This window comes from Candidatus Nitrotoga fabula (assembly GCF_905221025.1).
GTDB lineage: Bacteria > Pseudomonadota > Gammaproteobacteria > Burkholderiales > Gallionellaceae > Nitrotoga > Nitrotoga fabula.
Map to the genome: position 1 here is coordinate 130,771 of NZ_CAJNBL010000005.1, position 16,711 is coordinate 147,481.

Annotated in this window: 18 protein-coding genes and 1 other RNA gene; 2 read left to right on the plus strand and 17 right to left on the minus strand. The window is 48.7% G+C overall.

Annotated elements, in window-relative coordinates; all coding sequences use genetic code 11:
• Window positions 1-2 precede the first annotated feature (2 nt).
• The 17 genes from KJA68_RS01550 to KJA68_RS01630 form a co-directional block, all read right to left on the minus strand.
• Window positions 3-623, minus strand: a complete 621-nt coding sequence (locus KJA68_RS01550; protein WP_213035156.1) for a DUF484 family protein — start codon at window positions 621-623, stop codon at window positions 3-5.
• Between the two features lie 15 nt (window positions 624-638).
• Entirely contained in the window at window positions 639-1,469 is an 831-nt protein-coding gene (dapF, locus tag KJA68_RS01555) for a diaminopimelate epimerase (RefSeq protein WP_213035157.1), read from the minus strand.
• 151 nt (window positions 1,470-1,620) lie between these two features.
• The gene (locus tag KJA68_RS01560) at window positions 1,621-2,406 is read right to left on the minus strand and encodes a sulfite exporter TauE/SafE family protein (protein ID WP_213035158.1); all 786 of its coding nucleotides are present in this window, start codon (window positions 2,404-2,406) and stop codon (window positions 1,621-1,623) included.
• A gap of 1 nt (window position 2,407) precedes the next feature.
• Entirely contained in the window at window positions 2,408-2,872 is a 465-nt protein-coding gene (locus tag KJA68_RS01565; protein WP_213035159.1) for an EVE domain-containing protein, read from the minus strand.
• 709 nt (window positions 2,873-3,581) lie between these two features.
• A non-coding RNA gene (gene ssrS, locus KJA68_RS01570) (6S RNA) lies at window positions 3,582-3,758 on the minus strand.
• 1 nt (window position 3,759) lies between these two features.
• Window positions 3,760-4,074, minus strand: a complete 315-nt coding sequence (locus tag KJA68_RS01575) for a cell division protein ZapA (protein ID WP_213035160.1) — start codon at window positions 4,072-4,074, stop codon at window positions 3,760-3,762.
• A 2-nt stretch (window positions 4,075-4,076) separates the two neighbouring features.
• Entirely contained in the window at window positions 4,077-4,277 is a 201-nt protein-coding gene (locus KJA68_RS01580) for a hypothetical protein (RefSeq protein WP_213035161.1), read from the minus strand.
• A gap of 311 nt (window positions 4,278-4,588) precedes the next feature.
• Window positions 4,589-5,194: a flavin prenyltransferase UbiX gene (locus tag KJA68_RS01585; protein WP_213035162.1), complete on the minus strand. Its 606-nt coding sequence runs from the start codon at window positions 5,192-5,194 to the stop codon at window positions 4,589-4,591.
• A gap of 272 nt (window positions 5,195-5,466) precedes the next feature.
• Window positions 5,467-6,339, minus strand: coding sequence for an RNase adapter RapZ (gene rapZ / locus KJA68_RS01590; protein WP_213035163.1), 873 nt, complete (start codon window positions 6,337-6,339; stop codon window positions 5,467-5,469).
• Window positions 6,340-6,342: 3 nt separating this feature from the next.
• Window positions 6,343-7,281: an HPr(Ser) kinase/phosphatase gene (gene hprK, locus KJA68_RS01595; protein ID WP_213035164.1), complete on the minus strand. Its 939-nt coding sequence runs from the start codon at window positions 7,279-7,281 to the stop codon at window positions 6,343-6,345.
• Window positions 7,281-7,742 (minus strand): PTS sugar transporter subunit IIA, encoded by a 462-nt coding sequence (locus KJA68_RS01600; protein ID WP_213035165.1) that lies wholly within the window; start codon window positions 7,740-7,742, stop codon window positions 7,281-7,283. Before KJA68_RS01600 ends, hprK begins: the two co-directional genes overlap by 1 nt.
• Before the next feature lie 182 nt (window positions 7,743-7,924).
• Window positions 7,925-9,346, minus strand: coding sequence for an RNA polymerase factor sigma-54 (locus KJA68_RS01605; RefSeq protein ID WP_213035166.1), 1,422 nt, complete (start codon window positions 9,344-9,346; stop codon window positions 7,925-7,927).
• A gap of 38 nt (window positions 9,347-9,384) precedes the next feature.
• Window positions 9,385-10,107, minus strand: a complete 723-nt coding sequence (lptB, locus tag KJA68_RS01610; RefSeq protein ID WP_213035167.1) for an LPS export ABC transporter ATP-binding protein — start codon at window positions 10,105-10,107, stop codon at window positions 9,385-9,387.
• Entirely contained in the window at window positions 10,104-10,676 is a 573-nt protein-coding gene (lptA, locus tag KJA68_RS01615) for a lipopolysaccharide transport periplasmic protein LptA (protein ID WP_213035168.1), read from the minus strand. The genes lptB and lptA overlap by 4 nt, the downstream gene beginning before the upstream one ends.
• Window positions 10,657-11,247 carry an LPS export ABC transporter periplasmic protein LptC gene (gene lptC / locus KJA68_RS01620; protein WP_213035169.1) on the minus strand — a complete coding sequence of 197 codons (591 nt, stop codon included), beginning with the start codon at window positions 11,245-11,247 and terminating at the stop codon, window positions 10,657-10,659. Before lptC ends, lptA begins: the two co-directional genes overlap by 20 nt.
• Complete coding sequence (locus tag KJA68_RS01625) at window positions 11,244-11,759, minus strand: KdsC family phosphatase (RefSeq protein ID WP_213035170.1); 516 nt, start codon at window positions 11,757-11,759, stop codon at window positions 11,244-11,246. The genes lptC and KJA68_RS01625 overlap by 4 nt, the downstream gene beginning before the upstream one ends.
• Window positions 11,759-12,745, minus strand: coding sequence for a KpsF/GutQ family sugar-phosphate isomerase (locus KJA68_RS01630; RefSeq protein WP_213035171.1), 987 nt, complete (start codon window positions 12,743-12,745; stop codon window positions 11,759-11,761). The genes KJA68_RS01625 and KJA68_RS01630 overlap by 1 nt, the downstream gene beginning before the upstream one ends.
• A 536-nt stretch (window positions 12,746-13,281) precedes the next feature.
• On the opposite strand from KJA68_RS01630, the gene KJA68_RS01635 reads away from it, so the two are divergent.
• A complete protein-coding gene (locus tag KJA68_RS01635) occupies window positions 13,282-14,430 on the plus strand; it encodes a methyltransferase domain-containing protein (RefSeq protein ID WP_213035172.1) in 1,149 nt (382 codons plus the stop codon).
• Between the two features lie 6 nt (window positions 14,431-14,436).
• Complete coding sequence (locus tag KJA68_RS01640; protein ID WP_213035173.1) at window positions 14,437-16,701, plus strand: glycosyltransferase; 2,265 nt, start codon at window positions 14,437-14,439, stop codon at window positions 16,699-16,701.
• Window positions 16,702-16,711: the final 10 nt, after the last annotated feature.

Sequence of the window (16,711 nt, forward strand, 5' to 3'; positions counted from 1 at the left end):
TTTCAAAGAGAAGGGCGCAGTGCGTAGCTTGCTATCTCGGCAATCCGCTGTAAAAACAGCATGCCCATGTCCGGATGGAAGCGTTGTTTGTCTTCGCTGGCCAGTATCAGCAGGCCGATGGGTTGTTCGCCGGCATGCAGGGGTAAATATGCAAATGAATGCAGGTGAGAGGCACTTTCGCCAAACCACGAAGCAGTGTCCAGTTTTGCCTGATGAACACAGAAAGGTTGTAGATGCAGCTTGATGAAATCCTGTACTTCCGGGTTGGACGGTATTTCTTTCCATATTCTCATTGAGACATGGGGTACTGAAAAAATTTCACGTACATTCTGTGTGATGACATTTTTCAAATCTGCAAGGTGGATTACACCAAATAAAGACAGGGTGAATTGATGCAGTTTTTGTTGCAGGGCATCGTTTTCATGCGCGAATTGGATTATTTCCTGAATTTTTTTCTCCAAATGCTTGTTTTGTTCGCGCAGGGTCAGTAACTGCCGCTCATTCAACGAAATGGTACGGCCGCTGTATGGATGAGGGATGGTGATTTTCGCTAGCACAGCGGCGTAATCTTCAAAAAACTGAGGATTGTTTTGTAAATATTGTGCGACGTCTTCGGCGTTCATAATATCCTCTTGTATTTATAGATTGATTTCGCCTTCAAACACAGTAATTGCCGGCCCTGTCATCCATACCGGTTCGCTCGGCCCCTCCCAGATTATGCTCAGTACTCCGCCATGCGTGGCGACATTTACCCGGGTATCCAATAAACCCCGCCGGATGCCGGTTACCACTGCGGCGCAGGCACCTGTCCCGCAGGATAATGTTTCGCCGGCGCCTCGTTCATATACGCGTAATTTGATGTGTGTCCGGTCCATAATCTGCATGAAGCCTGCGTTTACCCGTTTGGGGAAGCGAGGGTGCTGTTCTATGAGTTTCCCCTCGATGGCAACCGGGGCATGCTCAATGTCTGTCACAATTTGAACCGCATGGGGATTTCCCATAGATAGTGCCGTGATCTGTATTTCTTTGCCATTCACTTCCAGCGTCTGAATGATTTCATCATCATTGCCAATGAATGGAATGCGTTCGGTGTCGAAAATCGGAGCCCCCATCATTACGGTAACCTGACCATTCTCCTCCAGGCGGGGGGTGATCAGACCGCTTTTCGTTTCCACAACGATTTCACGTTTGTTTGTCAGACCGTGGTTGTGTACAAATCGCACGAAACACCGCGCACCATTGCCGCATTGTTCCACCTCACCTCCATCCGCGTTATAGATACGGTATCGGAAATCTGCATCGGGATGTTGTGCGTCTTCCACGATCAGAATCTGATCGCATCCTACGCCAAAGTGACGGTCGGCCAGCAGGCGTAATTGTTCTGGTTCCAGCTGAAATTGCTGGCGCACGCCGTCGAGGACGATAAAATCATTTCCTGTTCCGTGCATTTTGGTGAATTTTAATATCATTTTTGTTATGGATTACAATAAAAAATGCTTTTTCGCAGGATGTACCGTGCCGGATAATAATCTTGTACCTGTCCTGGATGTGGCTATATTCATGACCTTTTTATCCTGGGGGCAGACCGGGAGTTTATGGGAGCCTGCCCGGATAGATGAATTATAGTAACAGATGGGCGGCCAGGACCAGCATGATTATTGCAAATAGCTTGCGTAGCAGGTTGACCTGGATGTGATGGGCAACTTTGGCGCCGAACGGTGCGCACAGAACACTGGCCAGAGCGATCCAGAATAATGAGGGAAGATGCACGAAGCCCAGGTTGGGAAACGGCAGCCCGGGGGTGTCAAGGCCGGTGGCAATGTAACCCATCGTTCCGCCAGCAGCGACCGGAAAACCGATTGCAGCCGAGGTGCCGATTGCGTTGCGAATTGGCACGTTACACCAGACCAGGAACGGAACCATGATTGCGCCGCCACCGATGGATACTAGACTGCTGATCCAGCCTGTCAATGTTCCGGTAATGGTCATGCCGGTCACACCGGGCAGCTGACGTGAAGCTTGCGGACGCAAATCAAGCAGGATTTGCATGGCAATGCAGCAGAGAAACAGGGCAAAAAAAACCTTTAGCCCATTCGTTGGCACAAATGTTGCGCATAGTGCGCCCAGACCCGTTCCCAGCAATATGCCAGGAGTAACGGTACGCACCACGGCCCAGTTCACTGCGCCATGCTGGTGGTGTTTGCGCATGCTGGCAAGAGAAGTAAACACAATGGTCGCCATGGATGTACCCAGCGCCAGGTGCATGATATGGGTGGCAGGAAACTGCTGTACTTCGAACAGAACCAGTAAGACGGGAACCAGAACGGTTCCTCCGCCAATGCCGAACATTCCGCTTAACAACCCGACCAGGCCACCCAGCGCGAGATAGGCAGACGCCCATTCCATACTAACTGCGTACCAGGTGATCCAGAATAAACTTCCACTCGACAGGATCAACCGGCGTGATGGATAAGCGGTTGCCACGCTGCAAAATCCGCATTCCCGCTAATTGTGGATGGCGGCGAAGTTCCGCCAGTGAAATGAGCTCAATCTTCTGTACCAGTTGAACATCCACATGGAACCAGCGCGGATTTTCCTGTGTGGCTTTGGGATCAAAATATTTACTTTTGCTGTCGAACTGGGTCGCGTCAGGATAGGCAGTGCTGCAAACACGTGCGATACCTGCGATACCCGGCACGGCACAACTGGAATGATAGAAAAATACACTGTCGTTGATCTGCATCTGGTCGCGCATGAAATTGCGCGCCTGATAGTTACGGACACCATACCATGCCACTGCCTGGTTGGGCAGGCTGGCGAGATCATCTATGCTGATGTCGCCTGGTTCCGATTTCATGAGCCAGTATCTCAAGTTTTACTCCAGATTTAATGCCGAATGGGTATTGTTTTATAAAAAATCAGGATGGGGTCTATGTTTGAATGTTCCTGATTTAAATCGTCCTCTAATTCCATAGTCATATCTGGTATAACCAAAAATCGGGACGTCATGTACAGTAATTAGGAATATATTTGTGGATTGCATCAAAGTTGGAGTGCAATTAGAACACTCAATACAGTTCCATAGCAGTACCCAGAAATTTAATGGGTTGATTCATGGTGTTAAGAAATAATTCTCTATGGGTGTTTCCGGGTCGCGGATTGATTTAACATCGTAACATACAATACTATTTTGATATTTGCCATGGATCATGATCAAACTAAAATTCCAGCACGTAGAATGATTGTAACGATTGGCTCTCTATATATGTTCTAGCGGCAGTTTATCTTAGTCCAGATCTTTTTTCTAAAAAACCTCTCCCAATTTATGTTCGTTTTCTTGCCGTACTTGTTGGTACTGCCTATTATTGGACTATTCATAGTAGCTATAGCACGATCACCTAAGAGCCCGCTATCTTTTTCTATCAGGCTTTTAAAATTCCGAGGGACTGGCAAATTATATGGGGCCGGATTATGGCGTTCACAGTCCGCTTAGGCTGGTATATTGATGGTAGCCTTGCTGGAGAAATGGTCTGTGTCGGTGACGTTTGAAAAACCATGCGGCGGCTGCCGCATGGTCTGAAAGGCCCCCCGCCTGTGCCGTTGACTCAATATCTTGAACCTAGGTTCAAGAGGGCCGGTTCCCGGTTACATCAGGTACATCCGCAGGGGATGCGCACAACAGTAACGTTAAGGGGCGCGACCTAAGCTGTGCTTATTGGTTCAAAGAATGATGAGCCTGACGAACACCGCAGGGGAAACTCAAAACAGCTTGTCCTGATCCATCAGTGAACTGTCGATGATCTTTTCCATGGAAAGGATTCTACGCTGATATTCATTTCTGTCAAAACCTTCGCCCGGAGGCACGGTGAGCAGTTCGTGAGCAATATTCAAGGCAGCCATGATTGCAATGCGCTCGGTTGTCACGACCTTTCCGATTTCGCGGATTTCGTGCATTTTTCTGTTAAGGTATGCAACTGCATCCAGTAGTACCGGACGTTCTTCTTCCGGGCAGGTGATCCGGAATTCCCGGTCAAAGATGGTGACATCAAGCGTTCCTGTACTCTCGCTTTTCATGTTTATTTTGGTTCTTCAGGTAATTTTTCCAGCAGTTGCTCCAAACGTAATTTGACACGGTCAATTTTTTCGCTGCACTGTTGACCTTGATCAAGTGCTTGAGCTAATTCCTGGCGGAGGTGATGATTTTCTTCGCGCAGACGCGTATTCAATTGAACCAATTGCGTGATCTTGTTTTCCAGCCTGTCCAATTCTGCTTGCATGGGGGAACTATAGTTTTAAAAAATCGACCCGTCAAATGACTCTGTCTTGTCTTCCCAATTCTAAACCATATTTTCGGAGGCTTTGAAAAAGTTTTCCGGTTTTATGGGTAATTGCGTCGGTTTGTAGTAATCAAAAAATTTTAATTGCAGGGATTACGGAAATAATGAAGCCGGCTATGGCTCGATATCTCAATTTCATATGTTTGATGTGCTTGCCCGGAACAATCGGTATTTACAGGGAAAAGCAGGAATCATTCAGGTGGACAGGCAGGCAAGCCAACGTGTCGTCCCGTGATCTAAAACATGGCCGGTTATTTTCCCCCCCATCTGGCAACCAGCGTGTGCGCCACACCTAGGTGATCCAGTATCTTTGCCACCACAAAGTCAACGATGTCCTGTATGCTTTCCGGATGATGATAAAAGCCAGGATTGGGCGGCAGTATGACGGCGCCAGCATGGCTCAGCTTCAGCATGTTTTCCAGATGAATGGCAGAAAATGGAGTTTCCCGGGGTACAAGGATTAAAGGGCGTTTTTCCTTGAGCATGACGTCCGCCGCACGGGTGATGAGATCTTCGCTTGTTCCCGCTGCCACTGCCGCCAGCGTACCCATTGTGCAAGGACAAATCACCATTGCGTCCCCCGGATTGGAGCCGGAGGCCATGGGTGCAAACCAGTCGTTGCGCCAGAAAACACGCAGCTCTCCATGGGCAGTGCCCAGTTTTTCCAACAGGATTTTTTCCGCATCTTGTGTGTGATTGGGCAAAACGAGATCCAATTCCTGCCGGACGACGATTTGTGCCGCTTGTGAGTAAATCAGGTGTACGCGTTGGCCGTTTTGCAGCAGCGATTCAAGAAGCCGCAGGGAGTAGGCCAGGCCAGATGCACCTGTCAGGGCGAGTACAATGGTTTTTTTCATTTGTTTTTTATCCGGCTGGCTTTGGCAGGTTCTTTCAGGTATGCGGTGCATGTAGGTAAGACGCCGCGCCTTGTTCTTTTTGATGGCGGGTGATCTGGTGATCCATTGTAGCGAGGGGAGGCCGCCGCATGATCGGTGATTTTCGGGTAGCGTGAATCGCTACGGTGGTTGCGATATTTCTTCTCATTTGAGTATACAGCCGCTTTTTTGTCAGAGTTGTCGTGGATTGCCAGGTTTGTCTGTTGTGCCGCGTGTAACGATTGCCTGATAAATCAGCCGGTGTTGTCTAGTTCGCGGTGGCGTACCAGCACTTGCTGCTGTAATTTGAAATGGCGCGCGATTTTTTCCACCAGATATACCGAACGATGTTGACCGCCTGTGCAGCCGAGGGCGACGGTAAGATAGCTACGGTTATCTGCAATGTAGGAAGGTAGCCATTTCTCCAGGAAAGAGCGAATGTCTCCGCATAGATCCTGGACGTTTTGATTGTGCTCAAGAAACTCGATGACGGCTGCATCGAGGCCGGTCAAGGGGCGCAATAACGGGTCGTAATGCGGATTAGGCAAACAGCGCACATCAAATACCAGATCAGCGTCTAATGGGATGCCATTCTTGAAGCCAAAAGACTGGAACAGCAGGGTAATGCGCGCACGATCTACCCCCTTGAAATCTTTGATCCAGGCGCGGAGTACATTTGCGGAAAGTTCGCTTGTGTCGATGCGGTGGCCGATGGTACCAATCTCCGCAAGGATTTCACGCTCGAGCGTTACGCATTCAGGAAGGGTAAGGCCTTCAGCGGGATCAGCCGGGGGCAATGTGTCACGTAGTGGATGACGGCGGCGTGTTTCGGAAAACCGTTTTACCAGCGTGTCCGTTTGCGCATCAAGAAACAGGAGGTGGGCATCGATTCCCTGCTGTTTGAGCTGTTCGATATATTGCGGGAGTTGTTTGACACTGTCTCCGCTCCGCACGTCTATGCTGACAGCGATGCGTGAATTTCCCGTCTGATGCAGGCTTTCCATGAGGACGGGGAGCAAAGCTACGGGTAAATTGTCCACGCAATAGTAGCCACTGTCCTCAAGAGCCTTGAGAGCCACACTTTTTCCTGAACCGGACAGGCCACTGATCAGAAACAGTTGCTGCATGATCTACGGGTCTTGCATTTGCAGTTCGTGACGGCTGATAAATTCCTGCATGCTGTCGATTCCGCGCTGCTGCAGCACAAAGTTGCGTGCTGCCGCCTCTACAAGTACGGCCAGGTTGCGTCCTGCCATGACCGGGATGCTCACCGTACTGATTTTTACCCCAAGAATTTCCTGATGGCCTGCCGTTAATGGTAGGCGTTCCAGATGGGAAAGGTCGCCGCGGAGAGGGCGGTGCAGGTGTACAACGAGTTTCAGGCTTTTTTTGCGCCGAACTGCAGTCTCGCCAAACATGGTGCGAATGTTCAGCACACCCAGTCCACGTACTTCAAGGAAATCGCGTAAAAGTTCCGGGCATCTTCCTTCCAGGGTTTCCGGGGAGATGCGGTATAACTCGGTAATATCGTCCGCTACCAGACCGTTTCCGCGAGTGATCAGTTCAAGCCCCAGTTCGCTTTTGCCAACACCACTGTCGCCAGTGATCAAAACTCCCACTCCCAGAACGTCCAGAAAAACCCCGTGGCGAGTGGTTGATTCGGCCAAGGCTTTGACAATGTAATGCCGTACCAGCCACATCAGGTGGACGCTGGGCAAAGGGGAGCGGAAAAGCGGCGTATGTGTAGTATTGGCGTAAGCAACAAGCTCTTGCGGGATATTTTCTGTTCCGGCCACTATCAGGCATAGCACCCCGCTGTTTTCAAGTTGCGTGAGTGTTTCGGTGAAGGATGCGGCGGGAAGTGACTGGAGGTGTCTGATTTCAGTTTCGCTTAAGACCTGTACCCAATTGGGGTGGATCAGATTGAGATGGCCGATCAGGCCTTTGTTGGACGAATTGACAATACTGCTGTCTAGGATTTTGGCTGCACCGTTTGCTCCTGCCACCCAGCTTAATGCCAGCTGTTCCCGTTTGTCTTCGAATAGCTGTTGGATGTTGACTTGTGCCATTACGTTTGTATCGTCCAGTTGGTAAATAGCTGATGGATTTTCTCAGCGTCATTGCAATTCTGCACCTGTTCGCGGAAAGCCTTGTCACTGAACATCTGGGCAAGTTCCCCAAGTAGTTGCAGGTGTATGTCAGTTGCCCGTTCCGGTACCAATAATACAAAAATCAGGTTCACCGGCTGGCCATCCGGTGAGTCGAACGGTATAAATGCCTTTGTTTTTACAAAAGCGCCTACGGCATCCCGAAGACTTTTGATGCGGCCATGAGGAATGGCTACGTGATGTCCCAAACCGGTCGAACCGAGCTTTTCGCGTGCAAACAGGCTGTCGAAAATTTGGCTGCGGGCGATACTATGGGTATTTTCAAATAATATCCCTACCCTTTCGAAAACCCTTTTTTTGCTTGTGGAGTCGGGATCCAAGATTACATTTTCAACCGGAAGGATTTTACTGATCAGGTTCATAAAATTAAGCATATCAAAAAATGAAAGGAACAGCCAAAAAACCGGTCCGTTGTCATTCTCCCATACTTGCAGGGCAAGTGTCCGGTTCAGAATTTAAATTTGCCGGAAAGGCGCATGCGAAACTGGATGAGAATTTCAAATGGATATCTGCAGATACAGGGGGGCATAATCTGCATTTATCGTCAGACCGATTTTCGGAGATTGGATGGGGGGATCTTCAGGAACTCCCGGTATTTTGCCACGGTTCTCCGGGCAACCGGGGTTCCCTGTTGTGTGAGAAGCTCGGCTATGCGAGTGTCGGTTAAGGGGCATTGTGCATCTTCCTTGCTGACAAGATCCTTTATGAGTGCACGAACCGCGGTGGAAGAACAGGCATCTCCATTTGGTGTCGAGACCCGGTTACAGAAAAAATATTTGAGTTCATAAACTCCGCGTGGAGTGAACATGAATTTTTGAGTGGTTACGCGCGAGACGGTGGATTCATGGAGATCAAGCTGTTCAGCGATTTCACGCAGCACCAGGGGGCGCATGGCAGATTCCCCATATTCGAAAAATTTGTGCTGATGATCAACAATTTTCTGTGAAACGCGCAATATGGTATCAAACCGCTGTTGTAAATTCTTAATAAACCAGCGCGCTTCCTGCAATTCGCTGGTTAGCTGTTGCAAGTTTTTTTCACTGCTGCGTTGCAGGATACCGGCATACAATTGATTGATGCGCAGGCGTGGCATAGCATTCTGATTGATACGCGCATGCCAGCTGCCTTGACGATGTTCTACAATCACGTCAGGTATTACATAGTCCGATGTTCGTGAATTGAATTCAGTGCCTGGTTTGGGCTGGAGGTGAGTGATGAGCGATTGGGCAGTACGCAATGTATCATCGTCGCAGCGGAGAATTTTTTTCAGCTTGGTAAATTCGTGGGCTCCGAGCTGGCTCAGGTGCTGGGATACGATCCGTATTGCCAGATCAAGACAAGGTGTATTTTTTGGCAGGGCTTTCAGTTGCAGCGTTAAACATTCGCTCAGATTACGTGCGGCGATGCCAGGCTGGTCCAGGTGTTGCAATTGCACCAATGCTGTTTCTAGATCATCCAGTGTGATATTGAGTTGTGCAGGGAGCATTGCATGGATTTCTTCCAGAGATTGTTCCAGATAACCGTTTTCATCCAGGGCGTCGATTAACAGGCCGATAATTTTCTGGTCGCGTGTATTGTGCTGACTCATGCATAACTGTGAGATGAGATGCTCCCGTAGGGTTGGGGTGCCAGCTGCAATTTCAACGCAGCCCTCTGAATCATAAGCGGGCTCTCCGGCGAAAGTAAAAGAGGGTTCTTCCCTGTTTTCCTGTATCCATTGCTCATTTTCAGTTTGCTGTATTTCATCCTCAGTTCTGGAAAGGTCTACAGGAGTGTAAATGCTTTTGTCCGAGGGTTGCAGGTTAAATTCTTCTTCTGCACGTTCGAGCAATGGGTTTGTATTTAGTAAGCGTTCTACTTCCTGATTGATTTCCAGGGTGGAAAGCTGCAACAAGCGGATGGATTGCTGTAATTGCGGCGTGAGCGATAGATGCTGGGATTGTCTGAGTGATAATGTGGATTTCATTACACAATTACTGGTAAGGGCTGTGTATTGTGCGGGTTTTAAAGTTTGAAGTGCTCGCCCAGATATACTTTTCTGACGCTTTCATTATAGATGATTTCATCCGGGGTGCCTTCCGCCATGACGGATCCGGAGTTGATGATATAGGCGCGGTCGCAGATCCCCAATGTTTCGCGGACATTATGGTCTGTGATGAGTACACCGATGTCTCTTTCTTTAAGGAAGTGGATGATTTTTTGAATGTCCAGAACGGCGATCGGATCCACCCCGGCGAATGGTTCGTCCAGCAGGATGAAACGGGGATTGGTGGCCAGTGCGCGTGCGATTTCGACACGTCTTCTCTCTCCTCCAGACAGGCTGATAGCCGGATTGTTCCGGATATGAGTGATGTGCAGATCCTGCATGAGCTCATCCTGCCGTGATTGAATTTTCTCCTTGCTGTAGTCCTGCAGTTCCAGCACGGCCTGAATATTTTGTGCGACTGTCAGACGGCGAAAGATCGAAGCTTCCTGGGGAAGATACCCCAGTCCCAAGCGTGCACGGCGATGGATGGGGAAATGGGTAATATTCTGATCGTTAATGAATATCCCGCCCCCATCGGCAGCCACCAGACCTACAATCATGTAAAAACAAGTGGTTTTGCCAGCGCCATTGGGGCCAAGCAAACCTACCACCTCGCCACTGTGTACGGACAGAGAAACATCATGCACTACTGTGCGGGAACGGTAGCGTTTTTTTAGTGAAACCGCCCTAAGTTCACTCATTGGCGCGTATCAGGCCGGGTTAATGTCGTTGACGGCTTGATTGGCAGTGGGGCACCAACGGGTGAGGATTTGCTTTTCGGCTGGATAACGGCACGTACTCTGCCTGAGCTGGGTGTTCCATTGACCTGAAATATTTCCGTCGTGGAATTGTAAGTAATATGGTCGCCACGGACTTCATCTCCATCCTGTTTGATGCGTGCTTGAACGTATAGGTCTATTGTGGTGGTTTTGCTATCATATTCAACGCGCAGGGCATAGCCTTCCACATACCCATCCGCATTGTCACGCTTTTGGCGAAAATTGGCGGGCTGTCCTGTTGCGGTTCCGTGCTTGTTTCCTTCCTTGTCCTCTACTACTACAATTTTGTCAGCGTTAATGGTTGTCGTGCCCTGGGTAAGTCGAACCTTTCCTTCAAAGATACTGATTTTTTTTGCATCGTCAATCGTGAGTTTGTCTGCTTCCAGATGCATCGGCTTGTCACGGTCGGCGCGTTCAGCATGGCTGACAGGCATGTGACAGATCAGTGCGATGCAGAGCAGGGCGGTCTGCTTAAGGATTTTTCGGCACATGTTGGCTTCTAACTTGGGCGAGCAGTTTCACTATATGCGCTTTACTATCAAATTTCATACCGATTGCCCGAACAATATTGCGTTCATCAACCAACATTACTGGCTGATCTGTTTCGGCCAAACCAAGATCAGGAATAACGTGTAAATATGAGGTGGTAAATGTCATTTCGCTTTGGTCGGTACTTGCAGCACGCACGATTTTTACATTCTCATGCAGGAAAATTTCATCCCCCTTGCCGGACATCATTCCCTTGTCTGCATAGATGTGTAACGGAGGTTTGTCCGGTTCAAAGCTGGACAGCGCGGGAGCTTCCACATGGGTGCTGTTGTCATCCGGATAATGGATCAGTTTCTTTGCGGACATTACATATTGCGGCTTTCCCTGGACATTGAGCGTGGTGGCGGTAAATTGGTTGATCATGAAATCGGGATCATGGCGCATGCTGTTATCCGGTTTGACCGGCAGGGGTTCTACTTGCTGGCTCAGCCAATATATTGCTCCCAGTAGCAATAGTAATGGTATTAAGACGAACCAGGAGCGTAAACGGTCCATGACAATGGATGGATTCATGCGAGATAGGACGCAATTTGCGCATTCAGAGTTCCTTGTGCTGACATCAGAAAATCACATGCTTCGCGAACCGCACCGTGCCCGCCACTCCGTTCGGTGATGTAATGTGCCCGTTCCCGGACTATCTGCGGGGCCTGTGGCACGCTGATAGACAATCCGACGCGAAGCATCACCGGCAGATCCATAACGTCATCTCCCATGAAAGCCACGGCATCAAGGGGTAACTGGAGTTTTGCAAGCATTTTTTGCAAACAGGCCAGCTTGTCGTGCACGCCCTGATATACATTGGTGATGCCAAGGTGATGGGCACGAAGTTCTACGCAACGGGAAGTCCGGCCAGTAATGATGGCCAGATCCACGCCTGATTCCTTAAGCATTTTCAAGCCTTGGCCATCCAGCGAATTGAAGCGTTTAAATTCCTCGCCAGAATCTGTCAGATAGAGACCGCCATCCGTCATGACTCCATCAACATCAAAAGCGATCAGGCGGATGTGTTGCGCATTTTGTAACATCAGATTACTTTCGCGCGTAAAAGATCATGCATATTCAGGGCGCCTACCAGTTTATTGCCTGAATCGACTGCCAGCAATTGACTGATGTTGTATTCTTCCATGATCTGCACCGCTTCGACTGCCAGAGCGTCAGGCAGGATGCTGTGTGGGTTTCGGGACATGACGGAACTGACCAGGACAGAGTTGAAATCGGATTGCTTTGCCAAAGTCCTGCGCAGGTCTCCATCCGTATAAATGCCCAGTACCTGTTGAGCATCGTCCACAATGGCGGTCATGCCCAATCCTTTGCGAGATATTTCAAGCACTGCCTCGGCCAGGGTTGCATTTTGACTGACAGCAGGAACCTGATTCCCGGAATGCATGACATCACGCACATGGGTCAGTAAACGGCGCCCCAGGCTTCCTCCGGGGTGAGAGCGAGCAAAGTCTTCCTTCCTGAACCCTTTTGCATCGAGTAAAGCCACAGCCAGTGCATCCCCTAATGCCAAAGCGGCTGTGGTGCTTGCTGTTGGTGCAAGGCCAAGCGGACAAGCCTCCTTGTCCACTGTAGCATTGAGGTGCACGTCGGCCGATTCCGCCATGCTGGATTTTGGGTTGCCTGTCATGCTGATCAGTTGTGCACCCTGACGTTTGATGACGGGCACGATCGTAAGCAATTCCTGGCTTTCACCGGAGTATGACAGCGCAATAAATACATCGTTTGCCGTAATCATACCCAAATCACCGTGGCTGGCCTCGGCAGGATGTACAAAGTACGCCGGTGTACCCGTACTGGAGAGAGTTGCAGCAATCTTGCGCGCAATATGACCAGATTTGCCTATCCCGCTTACGATTACTCTGCCTTTGCAGGATAGAACAATATTCAATGCTCGCAAAAAGGAATCATCAATACGCTTTGTCAGGGCCAGGACTGCTTCAGCTTCAATGCTTAATACTTCGCGAGCCAGATCCAGCGCGCGTGAAGTGACGATGGTAGTATTGTTCATGGTTTTGAATTATAACAGCGCCGCCCTGGTGTGGCGCATATTTCAGAAAACCATCAGGGGTCGGGGCTGGGTAAATTATAGTAAGGAATTCAATGGCTCAGTTGTGTATCCCCGGGTAACCGTTTGCCGGTTTCTGTAATTCGTGACTTGAAGTTTTCGGATAATTGCTTCATTCCCCTGTGGAGGCTTCGGTTCTTTAATGAACCAATTTTCTGAATATTTTTTGCCGGCGTTGTCAATGATTCAGGTTTGTGCATAATTAACTGAATGATCTTAAAAATATTTTTTCTGCATCTTGTCTGGATTTTTTGGGGTGCGTTTTTCAAAAACTGGAATGACGAAAAAGCGCAGCAAGTGCCTATGCGATGTAAGGCGGTTTTTTGCCTACTATGAATCTTTGAATAAAAATTATCCGGAAAAAATTCAAATTCAATCGGTTGCAAGATTGAATTTGAATAATTCGTATTTGCAACATTTTATTCCGGCGCAGAATCAGCCAGATAGAGGTATAATTTAATTTTGGACAGTTAGAATTCATGAGTCATTCTCTTTCCTTCACTGGCGAGCGTTTTTTACCCGAGTGTAGTGGCGAAATTTGGTATGAGCACTGGCATCGCTATGCTCTGGCGCGCCAGTTATGCCGGGATTGCTCGGTATTGGATGTAGCCTGCGGGGAAGGTTACGGTGCTGCCATGGTGGCAGATGTTGCCCGTAAAGTAGTGGGTGTGGATATTTCAGTTGAGGCAATTCAACATGCTAAAAACCAGTACGGTCAACTCTCTAACCTGGAATTTATCATTGCATCATGTGAATCGTTGCCATTTCCGGATGCCAGTTTTGATTTTGCAATTTCATTTGAAACTATTGAGCACATAGAAAAACAGAAAGAATTTATTTCTGAGCTTGCTCGTGTTCTGCGCCCGGACGGAATGCTGGTTCTGTCTTCCCCAAATAAACGAATTTATTCCGATGCACATGATTATCATAATGAATTTCATGTGCGCGAGTTGTATCGAAATGAGCTGGAAGAGTTGTTGCATGAGCCTTTTCCTTATATTTTCTGGCTTGGACAAAAACTACTGTTCCACTCTGCCATTTGGCCAGAAAATCAGTCTTGTTCCTCTGCAGAATATTGGGTGAGTGAGGGCAGGAAAATTACGCTGGCAAGCCAGCTTTCTGTTGAGCCGATGTATTACATTGCAGTGTGCAGCCGTAATGTATCGGCGCTGCCCGATAGGTATGACAAACTGTCGCTGTTCAGCGACGATGCCGAAATGGTTTATCAGGACTATGTCAGGCAAACCCGACGTGTAATTCAGCTGGATCAGCTGCTGAAACACCGTGATAGCTTTCTTTTGCTGCGCACACAGCAAATGGAAGAGCGTGAAAAATTGATTGCCGAACGTGATGCGCTTTTGGATCTACGCACTAAACAATTGAATGAATGTTCCGATGAAATAAATAGGCTCAATACGCTTCTGGAGCTGCGTAATGAACAAGTTGCCAGGCACGAGTCCTTGAATGATGCGCTCAACCAGCAAAATGATGCGCTCAACCAGCAAAATGATGCGCTCAACCAGCAAAATGATGCGCTTAACCAGCAGCTTGTTTATCGTGCCAGTCTGACCTGGTGGCTAAAATCCCCGCTTCGCTTTATTGTGCATGCGATTAAAGGGAATTCTTGAATTACCATGCGATTCCCTGCCATTGACATTATCATCCCGGTTTATAATGCATATGAGGACTTGCAGCGCTGTCTCGACAGCGTGCTTCGTACCACTATGCCTCAGCACCGCATTGTCATGATAGACGATTGTTCAACGGATAGCCGTATCGCCGATTATTTTGAGATGCTGAAAAATCGGGCGGATCCACGTTTGTATTTGTTCCGGAATGATATAAATCTGGGTTTCGTCGGTACAGTGAATCGGGGTATGGCCCTTGGTCAAAGTGATGTGGTGCTGCTGAATTCCGATACTGTCGTTACCTCTGGCTGGATTGAAAAACTTTGCAGCTGCGCAGCTTCAGATCTACATATCGGGACAATCACCCCGTTTTCCAACAATGCCGAAATTTGCTCATTCCCGAATTTTTGCCAGGATAATTCCCTGCCACAGGGAATGAGCGCAGAAGACGTCAATCGTGCAATCGAAGCAGCCGCGGTTCCTGTTTATCCCGATATTCCAACCGGGGTTGGATTTTGCATGTTTATCCGGCGTCAACTGCTGAATAAAATTGGAATGTTCGATGCGGATACTTTTCGTCTTGGTTATGGCGAGGAAAATGATTTCTGCATGCGTGCGCTCGCGGCTGGCTGGCGTAATGTGCTGTGTGATGATACTTTTATACAGCATGTCGGCAAACGTTCCTTCAGCGAGAAAAAAGATGAGCTGGTTGAGCAGAATATGCAACGCTTGCTGGCCAAGCATCCAGATTATATGCAGCGGGTCATGGCTTTCATTGTAGCTGACCCGATCAAGCCGATTCGGCAACTGGCACAGTCATTTCTGTCACTTACTTCTGCCGATGGTGATAAACCCGGTATCCTTCATATCATACATGGCCGTAGTGGGGGTACCGAGCAGCACACTCTTGATTTAATAAACAGCAAAAACGGGGGCTGCCGTCATTATTTAATGGTAGCTACGGATGATGTATGGCAATTTAAAGATGCCAATAGCGGTGAACTGGTGACATATCAATTTACTAGACAACCTGACCAGTTGTGGACGGATTATCTTGCTACCCTGTGTGCAAGTTTTCGGATACATTTGTGTCATGTGCATCATTTGGCCGGCTGTCGGCAAGGCTTGCTGGAGGCTTTGCCCAACCTTGAAATCCCGTTTGGTTTTAGCGTGCATGATTTTTTTCTGGCTTGCCCCACCATAAATTTGCTGGACGCATCAGGAATGTATTGCGGCAGTGAAACGGATATATCGCGCTGTCAGGGGTGTCTGAATGCCCAGTCTGATTTTCGCGGCATTGATATTGCTGCCTGGCGTGCAATGCATGCAAATTTCATTGAACGGGCAGCTTTTGTGATCGCGCCAAGCAATATGGCAGCCGAGATGTTCAGTCGTTATTTTTTGCGAAACGATATTCGCATTATTCGGCATGGGGCCGATTTTACCGCCACTCACATCAATGCCCCAACGTCTGCCCTGCTATTGCCCAGGGATGCATATCATAATATTGGAATATTGGGTGCCATTGGTCCGGTTAAGGGTGCCCGTCAGCTAGAACGTTTGGTGGCACGCAGCCGTGAACGTAAGTTGCCGTTTCGATGGGTGGTTGTCGGTTATATGGATCGTCAGTTTCAGCCATATCAATCGGCAGATACTTTGCTGGTAGTTCATGGCCAATATATTCCTGAGCAAATGGAAGCTTTGCTTGATCATTATCGAATTAACCTGGTAGTGTTTCCATCAGCTGGCCCCGAAACCTTCTGTTATACGCTCACTGAAGCCTGGATGGCGGGACGTCCGGTATTGGTTCCTCCGATCGGTGCGCTGTATGAGCGTGTGCAAGAGACCGGGGCGGGTTGGGTTATGGAAGACTGGCGCGATATAGACGTCATTTTAGATGATGTTTGCAGGATTCTGCAGCCAGAAAACAGTGCTGATTTTATTCAAAAGCAGAAAAAGGCACGTGCTGTGCCAATTACATCGGTTCATGATATGGCTGTAGAGACCGAAGCAGTTTATCGTGAAATTTTGCAGCATAGTGATGTCAAGTTTGCCGGACCATTGCCGAAAACCACCCTTTATTCCGCCTTGCAGGCTGCACTCGGGGTCGAAGCCGCTGAAAGGCGCCGTTCTCTTTCAATAGGAGAACGCGGGCTGTTGTGGCTTGCGCATCTTGGATTACGTCTGCGCTATACAGCAATTGGGCGCTGGTTATATCGCATTGTTCCAGTTCGATGGCAGCAGATCCTGAAGCAGAGGTTGCTGGCGTAGATGTTGTGCA